Here is a 13,906-nt window from a genome sequence, read left to right as displayed (position 1 = left end):
AATCCGAACCGGGGTGCGTGGGTGAGCGGGTGGGTGGGTGAGCCGACGGGGTGGCGGGGCGGGACCGGCCGCGGTGGGGGTGGGGCCGCTCCCGCCTCCCGTGCTCATCGGCGGCTCACGGCGCGGTCGTCCGCGGCTTCGGGCACGGTCACCGGTGCTCATCGCGCCACGGCCATCGGTGGCTCAGAGCACGGTCATCCGCGGGCGGGACCCGGGCCTCCGCCGCTCAGGACGCCGTCTTCGACTTGGTGCCCAGGGTCAGCCTGCACTTCTTCGCCTTCTTCGACGAGTCCGCCAGCAGCCCGAGCACCTTGATGGTCTTGGTGGAGTTTCCGGCCACCGGGGCCTTCGACTCGAAGCCCGACGTCACCGAGTCGTCATTGGAGTCGACGAAGCTGACCATCAGCGAGTAGTAGGACGTGGTCGAATCGGAGTTGGTTATCTTCACATTGGCGTACGGGATGCCGGTCGAGCCCCATCCGCAGGTGCCCATCTTCGCGTCCGCGGTGACCAGTGCGGAGCCGCCGGTCGGCGTGTCCGTGGGGTCGTCGGTCGGGTAGTCCGTCGGGTCTTCGGTGGGGCTGGGGGACTCGGTCGGCTCGACCGGGAGCTCGGCCATGCCCTTTCCGAGTGCCGCGCCGCCCTTGGCGTCGCCGGCGGAGGACCCGCCCCCTTCGGAGCCGCACGCCGATATCGACGCGAGTGTCGCGACCACGACAAGCGCGGTGGCGAAGGGGAATTGCTTCCGGACCACAGGGGCCGCCTTTCTTGTTGGTTCACGCGCACGGCGGCGTGCCGTACGGGCTGTGTCCCCTACGGTATGTCGGACAGGTCTCAACTCGGGAAAGACTGTGGCCCAATGACCATTCGATCTTGCCCACTTGAGGCCCAGTGGACTATACCTGTCGCCCCGGGGGGAGGCCGCTGTGCGGCCCCACGTCGCGCCCGCCTTAGCGGGCCTCCGTGCTCCCCGGCGCACACTCAGCAATACTCCGTTTCACGCTTCAACTGACCCGCGGTGTCGGGCCCCTCGCCGGAGGCGAGTATGTACGGGAAACCGCTACACCGCCTGAGTCCTGACGAAGGCGAGGACTTGAGCATGGGATCCACCCCAGATTTCGGCCGTCGCGACCTGATCAAGCGGTCCGCGGCGCTCGGACTGGTTGCCGTGCCGTCCATCAGCACCCTGACCGCCTGCGCGAGCGGTGGTGACGACGACGGGAACAAGGTCGACAAGGGCAAGAAGAGCGACAAGAACCCGCTCGCCGTCAATGAGAGCGCCGCGCTCGACGTCGTCATTTTTGATGGTGGTTTCGGCCAGAAGTACGCAAAGGACGCCGAGGCCGAGTACGAGAAGGCGTATCCAAAGACGGCCGGCAAGGTCAAGCACTCCGCCACTCAGAAGATCCAGACGGTGCTGCAGCCGCGGTTCAACGGTGGCACCCCGCCGGACCTGATCGACAACTCCGGCGCCGAGCAGATGGACTTCGGCACCCTTGTCGCCAAGAACCAGCTGACCGACCTGACGCCGCTGCTGGACGCGCCCTCCGTGGACGACCCGAGCAAGAAGGTGCGCGACACGCTTCGCCCGGGTGTCGTGGAGATGGGCCAGTTCGACGGCAAGCCGGTGTGGATCCTGTACTACGCCTACACCGTCTACGGCGTCTGGTACTCCAAGACCAACCTGGAGAAGCTGGACGCTGAGTACCCGGAGACTTGGGACGACATGCTCAAGCTCTGCGAGAAGGCGAAGAAGAAGGGCATCGCCGGCTGGACCTACCCGGGCAAGTTCCCGTACTACCTGCCGTTCAGCCTCTACCCCTTCATCGCGAAGATCGGCGGTCCCGAGACCCTGATCGCGATCGACAACCTGGAGCCGAACGCCTGGAAGCACCCGGCCGTCAAGGCCGCCTTCGAGGCGTACTACGAGCTCTACAAGAAGGGCTACATCCTCAAGGGCAGCCCCGGCCTGACCCACATCGAGTCGCAGACCGCGTGGAACCAGGGCAAGGCGCTGTTCATCCCGAACGGCTCCTGGGTGGAGAACGAGGCGAAGAAGACCACGCCGAAGGACTTCCAGATGTCCGTCGGCGCGCCCTCCAGCCTGGACAGCGGCGACAAGATGCCGTTCGGCACCATCTGGGCGTCGGGCGGTGAGCCCTTCATCGTGCCCAAGGCGGCGAAGAACCCCGAGGGCGGCATGGAGCTGCTGCGGATCATGCTCGGCGAGAAGTCCACCAAGAACTTCGTCAAGCAGGTCTCCTCGCTCACCTCGCTCAACGGCGGCACCGACGGCCTGAGCCTGCCGCCGGGCCTGGCGTCCGCCCAGGAGGCGCTGAAGAAGGCCGGGACGAACGTCGTCAACCCGCGCCTCCAAGACTGGTACGTGGCGCTGCAGAAGCAGCAGATCGGCGTCAGCGCGCTGGGTGAGATGATCGCGGGCCGGATGACCCCGGCCGAGACGATCAAGAAGATCCAGCAGTTCGCCGATGACACGGCCAAGGACAAGGCCGTGAAGAAGTACAAGCACGCCTGATGAGGTTCGAGCGTCACCAGCGGCCCTGTGCGCAGGGAAAGACCGAGGTCGGTAGAGATGCAGCACGGTAAGCACCAGTCGGCTACGGCGGTGGTCGCGAAGGTCCCGGGCGGTAAACACCCGGGCGTCAGGCAACCGCGCGTCAAGCTGTCCACGCGGCAGAAGATCGAGCGTGCCTATCGGCAGTACGGGTTTCCCCTGGGATTCCTGGCCCTGCCGGTGGTCATTTATGCGATCTTCGTGATTTCGCCGTTCATCCAGTCCATTTATTACTCCTTCACGGACTGGACGGGACTGAGCTCCGACTTCAAGATGGTCGGGTTCGAAAACTACGACTGGCTTCTGCACGACGACCTGTTCTGGACAGCGGTGGGGCACAATGTGCTCCTGCTGCTGGTCGTGCCGCTGGTGACGCTCGGCCTGGGCCTGTTCTTCGCCTTCATGCTCAATGTCGGCGGCCGTAGCAAGAAGAACGCGGCCGTCTCCGGGGTGCGCGGGTCGAGCATCTACAAGGTGGTGTACTTCTTCCCGCAGGTGCTCTCGATCGCGATTGTCGCCCTGCTGTTCCAGTTCACGTACAACCCGCGGAACGGCGCGCTCAACGCGTTTCTGGGGGGCATCGGGCTGGATTCGCTGCAGCAGGAGTGGCTGGCCGATCCCAAGCTCGCGCTGTGGTGCCTCATGGTGGTCATGGTCTGGTGCAACGTCGGCTTCTATGTCGTCCTGTTCTCCGCCGGAATGAGCGCCATTCCCAAGGACTTCTACGAGGCGGCGCTGCTGGACGGCGCCAACCGCATCACGACCTTCTTCAGGATCACCCTGCCGCTGCTGTGGGACACGGTCCAGACCGGCTGGATCTATATGGGCATACTCGCCCTCGACGCGTTCGCCGTCGTGCAGATCATGACCGTGGGGCCGGGGGGACCCGCGGACTCCACCCAGGTGCTGGGCTACATGGTCTACACGAAGACGTTCCGCGACGGGCAGGCCGGGCGTGCGACGGCGATCGGCGTCGCGATGCTGATCGTGACCCTGATCTTCGCGGTCATCGTGGGCAGGCTCGGCCGGCGCGAGCGGCTGGAGTACTGATGGCCAGGCTCTCTTTCGCACACCGGAACCGCCGTATCTCCGCTGACCTGGGGGTAGCACAGTGACCGCGCAAGCACAGCCCTCGGAGCTCCCGGGCGCCACCAAGACAGACGAGGCGCCCGGGGCGGCGGGCAAGGTGCCGGGCACGGGAACGCGCAAGGTGCCGGACTTCACCCCCAAGGGCCGCATCGGCGCCGAGGGGAAGGTCCTCAACGTCTTCTCGCACGGCATGCTGGTGCTCTGGGGACTGCTGGTCACCCTGCCGCTGCTGTGGGCGGTGATGAGCTCGCTCAAGACCGACAAGGAGATCTTCACCTCTCCCTGGGGTCTGCCGTCCAGCCTGCACTTCGACAACTGGTCGCGGGCCTGGAACAAGTCGAACATCGGCGACTTCTTCCTCAACACCGTTCTGGTGGTGGGGTGTTCGCTCATCGGTACGATGCTGCTGGGATCGATGGCGGCATACGTCCTGGCCCGCTTCGAATTCCCGGGCAAGCGGATCATCTACTTCATGTTCGTGGGCGGAATGAGCTTCCCGGTCATTCTGGCGCTGGTGCCGCTGTTCTTCGTCATGCGGAACATGGACCTGCTCAACACCTTCCACGGGCTGATTCTGGTCTATATCGCCTATTCGCTGCCGTTCACCGTCTTCTTCCTCACGTCCTTCTTCAAGACGCTGCCCTCATCGGTGGCCGAAGCGGCGCTGATCGACGGGGCCTCGCAGACCCGGACCTTCTTCCAGGTGATGCTGCCGATGGCGAAGCCGGGCCTGATCAGCGTCGGCATCTTCAACTTCCTGGGGCAGTGGAACCAGTACATGCTGCCCACCGTGCTCAACACGGAGGAGGACAAGCGGGTGCTGACGCAGGGCCTGGTGCAGCTGGCGGCCAGCCAGCAGTACAAGGGAGACTGGTCCGCGCTCTTCGCTGGACTGGTGCTGGCGATGCTGCCGGTGCTCGGCGTGTACATCGTCTTCCAGCGTCAGGTCCAGGCGGGTCTGACAGCGGGGGCGCTCAAGTAACCCGGCGTTCCAGGCGTTCCAGGCCCCGCTCTTCCCCAGCACGGGGAGGGCGGGGCCTTGGTCTGTCGCGGTGTCACTGATTTGCCGATGATGTTGCTGCCAATCCCTCTCACCCGCGCGGTACGCGCCTGTATGGTGCCCGTAGTTTCCCGGCGCTGACCCGGGCGACAAGTCGCCGTTTCCGGGCGGCAATTCCTCAATGGCGGCATTGCGCGTCCTGTGGCGGAATCCCCGGGCGACGGGGCATTCAGGCGACGAGGCTTACAACGGGGAGGAGCCGCGGTGTCCATGGGGCTGTGCGAGGAGATCGCGAGCCGGATCGCCGATCCGGGCCGCGTCGCCGTCGGGGAGCAGGCCGGTCACACCTGGAGCTGGGACGGGCTGCTCGGGGCGGCCGAGGACCTGGCCGAGCGCCTGCGGCCGCGGGGGCCGCAGGGGCCGCTGCGGCTGGCGGCGGTGCGTACGGGCAGGCCCGTACAGACCCTCGTCGCGACCCTCGCCTGCGATCTGCTCCAGGTGCCGCTGATGCACCTGGACTCCGGCCAGCCGGAGGCCGAGTACGCCCGTGTCACCGCCGCCTTCGGCCCCCATCTGCTGCTGGCCGACCCCCGGCCCGACGACGCCGAGCCCGGGCCTGTGTGGGAACGTTACGGGCTCTCCTTCGCCGTCTCCGCCTCCGGGGGCGACGGCGGGGGCGCCGCCTTCCCCTCCCCCCGCTCGGGGATCTTCCTCACCTCCGGCTCGACAGGCGAGCCCTCGGGCGCCGTACGGTCGATGCGCGCCCAGATCGTGGACTCGCTGCGGTGCGCCGAGGCCATGGGCTACGGCCCCTCGACCCCCGTGGTGTGCGCGGCGCCGGTCTTCCATCTGTACGGACATACGCTCGGCCTGCTCGCCCCGCTGCTCAGCGGCGCGCCGGTGACGCTGTGCGGATCGCGCGTGGTGCCCTCCCAGATCGCGGCCGCGGTCCGGGACAGCGGGGCGCGGGTGCTGATCGCCCTGCCCTTCCACTACCGGCTCATGGCGGCCGACACCACCTCCCGCTTCGACGGCCTGGAGCGCGCGCTGTCCGCCGGCGCCCCGATTCCCAGCGGCGCCGCGGCGGCGGTGATGAAGGAGCACGGCTTCGCGCTGCTCAACATGTACGGATGCTCGGAGGCCGGGGCGATCACCGTGAAGCCCGTCGACCCGGAGGCCGACCGCCCGGGGGACGTCGGGCAGCCGCTGCCGGGGATCGTGGCGACCCTCCGGGAGGCGGACGAGGAGGACGGCGCGGGCGAACTCCAGCTGGCCACGGAGACGTTGGCCGACGGCTACGCCCATGTCGACGGGGTGCGCCCGCTGTCCCTGAACGGGGACCTGCTGCGCACCGGGGACCTGGCGAAGCTGGGCCCCGACGGCTCCATCAAGCTGATCGGCCGGCTCGCCCGGATGATCAACGTCGGCGGGAAGAAGGTCAATCCGGTGGAGGTGGAGCGGGTGCTCGCCGAGCACCCCGCCGTCACCGACGCGCAGGTCTTCGCGGAGGCGGACGGCGGCCGCGGCCAGGTGCCGGTGGCCCGGGTCGCCGCCCCCGGGCCGGTGACGGCCGACGAGCTGATCCGCTGGTGCCAGGAGCGGCTGATGGAGCACAAGATTCCGCGGCGCATCCAGGTGACCGCCGAACTGCCCCGCTCGACGACCGGCAAGGTCCTCGCCCCGCGTCCCGCCGCGCCTGGGCCCGAGGCCGGGCCGGAGTACGACAAGGAAGGAAGCGCGTGATGGACCGCGAGAGCCTGGTCGAGGAGATCGCCCGGCAGATCACCGTGGTGGTGCCCGCGCTGGCCGAGGCCCCGCCCGGCCCCGGCACCAACCTGCTGGAGATCCCCGACTTCGACTCGATGGCCATGCTGGAGCTGCTGGTCTGGCTCCAGGGGAACTACGGAATCGACGTCCCCGACGGAGAGATGTCGCCGGACAACCTCTCGACCGTCGGCCGGATGGCGGACTTCGTGCTGAGGCAGCGTTGATGACCGGCGCGGAGTTCCCTGGCGAGGAGGTCGTCGAGTTCGGCGGGCTGCGCGCCGTACGCGCCCCGCTCACCTGGGGGCAGCAGGTCATCTACCGCGCGCTGCAGAGCCGTGCCCAGCGGGCCCACTACGACTACAACCAGCGCATGTCGCTGCCGGTGCCCGAGGGCCGCTCCCTGCGCGAGGTGATCGACGCCGTACGGGAGTTGGTCACCGCCCACGAGAGCCTGCGCACCGTGTACCGCGACGGGACCGCCGACTCCGCCCCGTACCAGGAGGTGCAGGGGGAGGGGCGGCTGACGGTCCGGGTGGTCCACGGCGACGATCCGGCCGCGGCGCTCGACGCCCTGGCCGTGACGGACTTCGACCTGTCGCGGGAGTGGGGCATCCGCGTGGCGGTGCTGACCGGGCCCGGCGGCGAACCGCGTCGGCTCGCGCTGTACGTGTCCCATGTCGCGGTGGACGGCTGGGCGATGGGCCTGGTCGTGCGCCGGCTGAAGGGCCTGTTGGCGGACGACGCCGCCGTACGCGCCGAGGCCGTGGCCGGCGAGGCTGCGCCTGCTGGGCCCGCGGCCGCCCAGGGCGCGTCCGCCGAGGCGGCGCGAGGCGAGGGCGTGTCCGCCGGGGCCGTGCCCGCCATGGCTGCGCCTGCCGGGGCCGCGCTCGCCGTGCCTGCGCCTGCCCACGCCGCGTCCGCCGAGGCCGTACGCGCCGCGCCCGCACCTACCCCGCCCGCACCCACCGCGCCCGCACCTACCCCGCCCGCACCCACCGCGCCCGTACCGCAGCCCGCCGACCTCGCCGAGACCGAGCGTTCGGAGATCGGGCGGACCGCGGACCGGCGCGCCGACGCGTATCAGCGCTCGCTGCTGCGGCGCGCGCCCCGGACCATGTTTCCCGCCCGCCCCTCGACGCCTCCCACGACCGCGACCGCGACCGCGACCATGACCACGACCGCGACCACGACCGCGCCCGCCGGCACCGCGGGGCCGCAGGGGTGGGCCCACGGCGAGTTCCGGTCGGGGCGGCTTGAGGCGGCGGCGCGGGAGGTGGCCGAGCGCTGCCGGGCAGGCGAAGAGACCGTGTATCTCGCGGCCGTCGGCACGCTGCTGGCGCGTCGGGCGGGCCTCTCCCACTGCGTACTCAAGACGATCTTCGCGAACCGGATCGGCGCCGAGCGGCAGGCGATGGTGACCCCGCTCGCCTCGGATGTGCTGCTCTGCTTCGATGTCTCCGGGCCCTCGTTCGACGACTGCGTCCGCGCCGCCCACCTCGCCAAGCTGCGCGGATACGCCCGCGCCCAGTACGACCCCGCCCGTCTGGAGCGGCTGGTCGCGGAGGTCGGCCGGGAGCGCGGTGAGCAGCTGGACCTGTCGGTGCTGCACAACGACCTCGGCGCCCTCGCGCCCCCCGCGGAGGACAGCGGCCGCCCGGCGCGCGGCTCCGCCGCGGCGGAGACCTCCTTCCGCTGGGCCGAGCCCTTCCGGCTGCCCTCGGTCAAGCTCTACTGCAGCGTACGCACCACGGACCGCGGCGAGCGGGTGATCAGCCTGGCCGCCGACACCCGGTATCTGCCCGCGCCCGACCTCCGCGGGCTGCTGTACGGCGTGGAGGAGCTGGTGGTGAACGGGGCGGCGGGCGGCGGGCCGGGTGAGCGGCGAGGAGAGGCGCGGGACCGGGACGTCGACGAGCGGCTGTCGGCTCATGTCTCGTAACACCGTCGGGGTGGTGATCGCCGCGATGAACTCCGCGGCGTTCATCGACCAGGCGCTCGGCTCCCTGGCCATGCAGACCACGCTCGCCGACCAGGTGGTGGTGGTCGACGACAACTCGGGGGACGACACCGTACGACTCGTCGAGCGCTGGCGCGCCATCCTGCCGCTGACGCTGCTGCGCAACCACGGCCCGCGCCGCCTGGGGGTGTGGGGCGCGCGGCGGGCCGCGATCGAGGCGCTGGAGACGGATCTGGTGCTCCAGCTGGACGGCGACGACGTCGTACTGCCGCACCATGTGGCCGCGATGAGCGAGACCTACGCGGCCTCGCCCGGCCTGATCAGCCCGCGCCCGCTCACCTGGACCGGCCAGGGCCCCTTCCGCCCCGCCACGTACACCAAGGGCGGGCTCCCGGTCCCGGGCGACCAGTTGATCCAGCTGCTGGCGCAGAACTATGTCGTCGTGGGGTCGTTGTTCGCGCGCGAGCTGTACGAGCGGATCGGCGGCTACCGCCATGTGGCGTACGGCGAGGAGTGGGACCTGTGGCTGCGGCTGGTGGCGGCGGGGGCGCGGGTGAGCAAGCCGGACGAGCCGTCGTATGTCTACCGGGTGCGGGCCTCCAGCTATGCGGGGGGCTTCGCCCGGAACGAGGCGGAGACCGAAGTGCTGAATCGATTCCTTGAGGAAGCCGAGCACCCCGTCCACCGGCAGGCCGTGAAGGTGGCCCTGCTGCAGCGGACGGGCCTCGCCGCGCTCGGCGCGCTCACGCCGGTGAGCGGCCCGCTGCCCGAGCCCGTACGGGCCTTCGCCGCGGGGCATGAACGGCCCCTGACACGGGCGTACCGCGATCAGGACCTGGGCTGGGTCCTCGCCTTCGACTCCGAAGTGGCTGTCACCGACGACCACGCCCGGGTGATCGTGCACGTGGTCGAGAAGGACGGGAACTACGAGGCCGTGGAGATAGCCGATCCGCTGATGCGGCGCGACGCGTCCTCGCTGCGCGACATCCTGCGCGGCGAGCGCGGCGAGCGCGGCGAGCGAGGTGAGCGATGAGCCGAGAGCAGGCGGTCAAGCAGGTGTTGGAGCGGGCCGCGCGGGTCCCGGACCGCTTCCGGCGGTTCGAGGTGGGCGCCGAGACCGCGGCCCGGGTGCACCGGATCGACGGGGCGCTGTTGGACGAGGCGCTGGACCTCGGCCTCGCGTACGAGGGGAGCGGCGCGGACCGCCGCTTCGACGACTTCGATCTGAAGAACCTCGGCCTCGGCCTGCGCATCCCGTCCCCGGCCTGGCTTCAGGTGCGGCTGTCGGCCCAGCCCTTCAACGCGGAGGCGGTCGCCACGACCACCTACCGGACGCGGTTCCAGGGGCGGGTGGGCGGCGCGGTCCTGGAGCCCTCGTCGCAGCTCGCCTCCGGGGTGGTGGACGGCACGCTGCGGCGGATGGGGCCCGATGTGTTCGAGGCGGACCTGCATGTGTCCGCCGGCGAGAACGCGCCGGACGCGGACAAGGGCGCGGACAAGGGCGCGGACGAGGGCGCGGACGAGGGCGCGGCCGACTGCGCGCGGGAACTGGGGCCGGTACTGCCGGAAGCCGCACGGCTTGAGTACTACCTCGTGCCCGACGAACTCCGCGACGACGTCGGCTTCGTACGGGAGACCCGGCTGGCCGACTGCCGCGCCGGCACCACCTATCTGGCGCGCGTCGCGGAGGACGCCGGGGCGGCCGTGCGGCCGGCCGGCGGGCTGCTGCTGGCCGGCGCGTTCCCGCTGCCGCACGCCTGGCTCGAGGTGCGCCGCGGCGATCGCTGGCTGCCCGCCGATCCGTACTACCTCATCAGCATGGCCGGATACGGGCTGCTCGACGGCGAGCGATGGCCGCCCCACCGGTCGGTCGCGGGGACGGTGTGGAAGATCTGCGGCCCCTACGCGGATCTGTGCTTCCTGGCGACGGCGAGCGACGGCCGGCCCGTGAAGACCTCCGTCAGGATTCTGCGGCGATCGACCTGAGCGCCTTGCGATCCGTCTTGCCGTTGCCCGTGAGCGGCAGCTCCGGGACCACCAGACAGCGGGCCGGGACCTTGTACGCCTCGATCTCCGCTTTGAGCGCGGTCAGCACCTCGCCGGGGCGCAGCGAGGAGCCCGCCACGCACAGCACCGCCTCCTCGCCGTCCCCCGACGGCGGCAGGACGGCCGCGCCGCGCACCCCGGGCACCCGGCGGGCGGCGGTCTCCACCTCCTCGGCGCTCACCCGGAACCCGCGCTGCTTGTACAGATCGTCGTGGCGCCCGGAAAAATACAGATAGCCGTCCTCGTCCAGCCGGCCGAAGTCCCCGGTGCGCAGCTCGGGGAAAAGCCCCTCGGCGCGCGGGAACCGCTGTGCGGTCTGCTCCGGCCGCCGCCAGTAACCCGCCATCACATGCGGGCCGCGTACCACGATCTCGCCCACGGTGCCCGGCGCCACCCGCCGCCCCCGCTCGTCCACCACCAGGACCTCCGTACCGGGCAGCGCCCGCCCGCACGCGCCCGGTCTGCGCAGATCCTCGTCCGGCGGCATGATGGCCACCCGCTTGCACTCCGTCAGGCCGAACATCAGCTGTACCCGCAGCCCGGGCAGCGCGGCGCGCAGCCCGGCCAGCACCTGCGGGGGCATCGCGGAGCCGGTGTTGGTGAGCAGCCGCAGCCGTACGCCGTCGGGGCCGTAGCGCGGCAGCATACGGGCCAGGCCCTGCGCGAGCGACGGGACGACGGGCAGCACGGTGGCCCCGGAGCGGCGGAGGTTCTTCAGCAGGACCAGTCCCACGTCCGAGGTGCCGCCGAGCCAGAGGTGGGCGCCGGCCAGAGTGCTGAGGAAGAGCTGGTAGAGGCCGTAGTCGAAGGAGAGCGGCAGCGCGCAGTAGACGACGTCGTCGGTGCGGTACGCGAGCTCGCCGTGGATGGCCCGGGCAGCGAACAGCAGTTGGGCGTGGGTGGATACGACGGCCTTGGGCGGTCCGGTGGAGCCCGAGGTGTAGATGAGGCAGACGGGGTCGACGGACAGCGGGCCGGTGGTCTCCCACGGGTCCTCGCCGTCCTCGTCGTCCTCATCCAGCAGCGGTGGGCCATCGTCCGCGGTGACCAGGAGGGCCGCCTCGCTGTCCTCGCGGACATGGGCGAGGGCGGGGCCGCGTACCTGCTCGTGCAGTACGCAGAACGCGGCCCCCACCCGCGAACAGCCGTACACCAGGGCCGCCATGGCGAGGCCGGACGGCAGGGCCAGCAGCACCCGGTCGCCGCGCCCGACGCCCCGCTCGCGCAGCCACGCGGCGGCCCGCAGCGAGGCCGTGCGCAGCCGGGCGTAGTCCCAGGTCAGCTTGGCGTGGGTGAGGGCCGGGCGGGTGGGGTGGCGGCGGGCCGCCGCGTCGAGCAGATCGTGCAATACGGCCGGCTGCCGGGAGGCGAGTACGTCGTGCGGTACGGCCGGCTGCCCGGAGTCGGGCAGGTCGTGCGGTACGGCCGGAGGCCCGAACTCGGGTTCGCCGGCGGGCAGGTCACCGGCGGGCATCCCGCCCTGCCTCCTGCGCGGCCTCCGCGGCCAGCGCCTTGCGGTCGATCTTGCCGTTGGCGTTCAGCGGGAACCGCGCCACCTGCTTCAGGACGCGTGGAATCGCGGCCCGGGGGAGCAGCTTGCCGAGTTCTTCGACGACCGGCCCCCGCTCGGTGGCGGCCCCGGTGTAATAGGCGTGCAGGGCATGGCTGTTGCCCGCGGGCACCGCCACCACCACCGCCTCGTCCACCCCCGAGCAGCGCCGCAGCGCCCATTCCACCTCCGGGATCTCCACCCGTACGCCCCGGATCTGCACCTGGTGGTCGAGCCGGCCCGAGTACAGCAGGGTGCCGCCGGGGGCAGTGGTGACCAGGTCGCCGGTGCGGTACCAGCGTTCGCCGTCGAGGTCGAGGAAGCGCCCGGCGTCGTCCGCCGGATCGAGATAGCCCGCGAACATCTGCGGCCCGGTGACGCACAGTTCGCCCCGTTCCGGATGCCGGTTCCCCTCCGCGTCGAGGAGCGTGGCGCGCATCCCGGGGTGGAGCCGGCCCATGGGCACGCCGCCGTGTGCCTCGGGGTGTGGGACGTCCGTCGCGCGCCACTTGTGGACGGTGACGTTCATGGTGACTTCCGTGGGCCCGTACAGGTTCACCACGGTGGATCCGGGGGCGGCCCGCTGCCAGTCGGCCGCGTCGTGTTCCATCAGCGCCTCGCCCGCGAAGAAGCTCCAGCGCAGGCCGGGCATGGCCGCGTCGGTGAGCCGCCGGGTCCTGCGGACGACGGAGATCGTGCTGGGGGCGGAGAACCAGACCGTAATGCCGAGCTCGTTCACCAGCGCGGGAAGATCGGCATAGCCGAGGCCGGGGACGTGGGCGACGCACGCGCCCGCGCTCCAGGCGCAGAACAGATCGAAGATCAGGGGGTCGAAGGTGATGTCGACCGTCTGTGAGAAGACGTCCTGCGGCCCGAAGTCGTAGAGGTCTCGCACACACCGCAAAAAGTGCTCGCCATTCGCATGCGAGATGGGCACGCCTTTCGGGCGGCCGGTGGAGCCCGAGGTGAACATGATGTACGCGCGGTCGTCCGGTTCGACGCACCACGGCTCGAACGGCGCGGTCGCGCCCGGATTTTCCGCCGGGCCATTTCCGGCCGGGGCGCTTTCGCCGCTCTCGGCACGATCTCCGGTATTCACACCTCCGGTATTGATGCTTCCCGCATGCACGACCGGCGGGTGATCGGTCAGCTGATCGAGGATCCGCGCACCCTGGTCGTCCACAAGGACCAGGGCCGTGTTGGCGGCCCGCAGCATGGCGTCGGTGCGCGCCGCGGGGAATTCCACATTCAGCGGCATCGCGGCGGCGCCCGCGTACATCGCGGCCAGGATGCCGATGTACGCCACCTCGCCGCGCGCCGCGAGGACGCCGACCGTGGTCGGCCTGCCCTTGGCCGCGTCCACCAGGGCCGAGGCCCAGGACAGCGCGGTCCGGTGCATCTCGTCGTAGGTCCAGGTCCGCGTGGACACCCGTAGCGCGATCCGGTCCGGATGGGCCCGTACCGAGGCCAGGAAATGGCCGTGCATACCCTGTCGGCCGACCGGCCCGCCCCCGTCGGCCGGATGAGCGCTAGCCATGCGAGCTCACAAACTCCGTAAGTGTTCCCACGGTGGCGAAATGCTCCAGTTCCAGGCTTTCCGTATCGAATTCGGCGCCCGTCTGTGTCTCGATGAGCATGAGCAGTTCAATAACCGAGGTGGAATCGAGCCCGAGGTCCTCGAAGAGCCGGGTGCCGGTGTCGACGCCGGGCAGCTCGCCGCGTCCCAAAACTTGTCGCAGCGCCGCTAGAACGCTCTGCTCGGCGGAGGACTTTCGCATGGTCCGGATCGAAGTGGATACGCCATCAGGTGTCAAGGTCTTGACGTGGATCTTGGTGGCTCCTAGGGTCTTGCCGCACGATTGACCATCACCGGGGGCCGGGGTATATGGGGTTGGGGGATATGGCGGCAAAAGCTGCGGAATT

Annotated in this window: 12 protein-coding genes; 8 read left to right on the top strand and 4 right to left on the bottom strand. The window is 70.4% G+C overall.

Annotation, left to right across the window (positions count from 1 at the left end; all coding sequences use genetic code 11):
- Positions 1-226: 226 nt before the first annotated feature.
- Entirely contained in the window at positions 227-754 is a 528-nt protein-coding gene (locus ACH4U7_RS17220) for a hypothetical protein (RefSeq protein WP_398528726.1), read from the bottom strand.
- 345 nt (positions 755-1,099) lie between these two features.
- On the opposite strand from ACH4U7_RS17220, the gene ngcE reads away from it, so the two are divergent.
- The 8 genes from ngcE (at position 1,100) to ACH4U7_RS17180 (ending at position 10,374) form a co-directional block, all read left to right on the top strand.
- Positions 1,100-2,536 carry an N-acetylglucosamine/diacetylchitobiose ABC transporter substrate-binding protein gene (gene ngcE / locus ACH4U7_RS17215; RefSeq protein ID WP_398528725.1) on the top strand — a complete coding sequence of 479 codons (1,437 nt, stop codon included), beginning with the start codon at positions 1,100-1,102 and terminating at the stop codon, positions 2,534-2,536.
- A 57-nt stretch (positions 2,537-2,593) separates the two neighbouring features.
- A complete protein-coding gene (locus tag ACH4U7_RS17210) occupies positions 2,594-3,625 on the top strand; it encodes a carbohydrate ABC transporter permease (RefSeq protein ID WP_398528724.1) in 1,032 nt (343 codons plus the stop codon).
- Between the two features lie 61 nt (positions 3,626-3,686).
- Complete coding sequence (locus ACH4U7_RS17205) at positions 3,687-4,646, top strand: carbohydrate ABC transporter permease (RefSeq protein ID WP_398528723.1); 960 nt, start codon at positions 3,687-3,689, stop codon at positions 4,644-4,646.
- Positions 4,647-4,934: 288 nt separating this feature from the next.
- Positions 4,935-6,407 (top strand): class I adenylate-forming enzyme family protein, encoded by a 1,473-nt coding sequence (locus ACH4U7_RS17200; protein WP_398528955.1) that lies wholly within the window; start codon positions 4,935-4,937, stop codon positions 6,405-6,407.
- The gene (locus ACH4U7_RS17195) at positions 6,407-6,655 is read left to right on the top strand and encodes an acyl carrier protein (RefSeq protein ID WP_385617542.1); all 249 of its coding nucleotides are present in this window, start codon (positions 6,407-6,409) and stop codon (positions 6,653-6,655) included. The genes ACH4U7_RS17200 and ACH4U7_RS17195 overlap by 1 nt, the downstream gene beginning before the upstream one ends.
- Positions 6,655-8,370, top strand: a complete 1,716-nt coding sequence (locus tag ACH4U7_RS17190) for a hypothetical protein (protein WP_398528722.1) — start codon at positions 6,655-6,657, stop codon at positions 8,368-8,370. Before ACH4U7_RS17195 ends, ACH4U7_RS17190 begins: the two co-directional genes overlap by 1 nt.
- A complete protein-coding gene (locus ACH4U7_RS17185) occupies positions 8,360-9,421 on the top strand; it encodes a glycosyltransferase family 2 protein (protein ID WP_398528721.1) in 1,062 nt (353 codons plus the stop codon). Before ACH4U7_RS17190 ends, ACH4U7_RS17185 begins: the two co-directional genes overlap by 11 nt.
- Positions 9,418-10,374 (top strand): hypothetical protein, encoded by a 957-nt coding sequence (locus ACH4U7_RS17180; RefSeq protein ID WP_398528720.1) that lies wholly within the window; start codon positions 9,418-9,420, stop codon positions 10,372-10,374. The genes ACH4U7_RS17185 and ACH4U7_RS17180 overlap by 4 nt, the downstream gene beginning before the upstream one ends.
- On the opposite strand, the gene ACH4U7_RS17175 is transcribed toward ACH4U7_RS17180, so the two are convergent.
- From ACH4U7_RS17175 to ACH4U7_RS17165, 3 genes are read right to left on the bottom strand one after another with little or no spacing between them, the layout of a single operon-like run.
- Positions 10,349-11,908: a class I adenylate-forming enzyme family protein gene (locus ACH4U7_RS17175; RefSeq protein WP_398528719.1), complete on the bottom strand. Its 1,560-nt coding sequence runs from the start codon at positions 11,906-11,908 to the stop codon at positions 10,349-10,351. The two genes, ACH4U7_RS17180 and ACH4U7_RS17175, sit on opposite strands and share 26 nt — an antisense overlap.
- A complete protein-coding gene (locus ACH4U7_RS17170; RefSeq protein ID WP_398528718.1) occupies positions 11,895-13,520 on the bottom strand; it encodes an AMP-binding protein in 1,626 nt (541 codons plus the stop codon). The genes ACH4U7_RS17175 and ACH4U7_RS17170 overlap by 14 nt, the downstream gene beginning before the upstream one ends.
- Positions 13,513-13,761 carry an acyl carrier protein gene (locus ACH4U7_RS17165; RefSeq protein WP_089508721.1) on the bottom strand — a complete coding sequence of 83 codons (249 nt, stop codon included), beginning with the start codon at positions 13,759-13,761 and terminating at the stop codon, positions 13,513-13,515. The genes ACH4U7_RS17170 and ACH4U7_RS17165 overlap by 8 nt, the downstream gene beginning before the upstream one ends.
- Positions 13,762-13,906 lie beyond the last annotated feature (145 nt).

Origin of the sequence: Streptomyces sp. NPDC020845, assembly GCF_044334165.1 — a bacterium.
GTDB lineage: Bacteria > Actinomycetota > Actinomycetes > Streptomycetales > Streptomycetaceae > Streptomyces.
The sequence above is the reverse complement of the archived record's forward strand: the minus strand, read 5'-3'. Positions and strand labels throughout refer to the sequence as shown.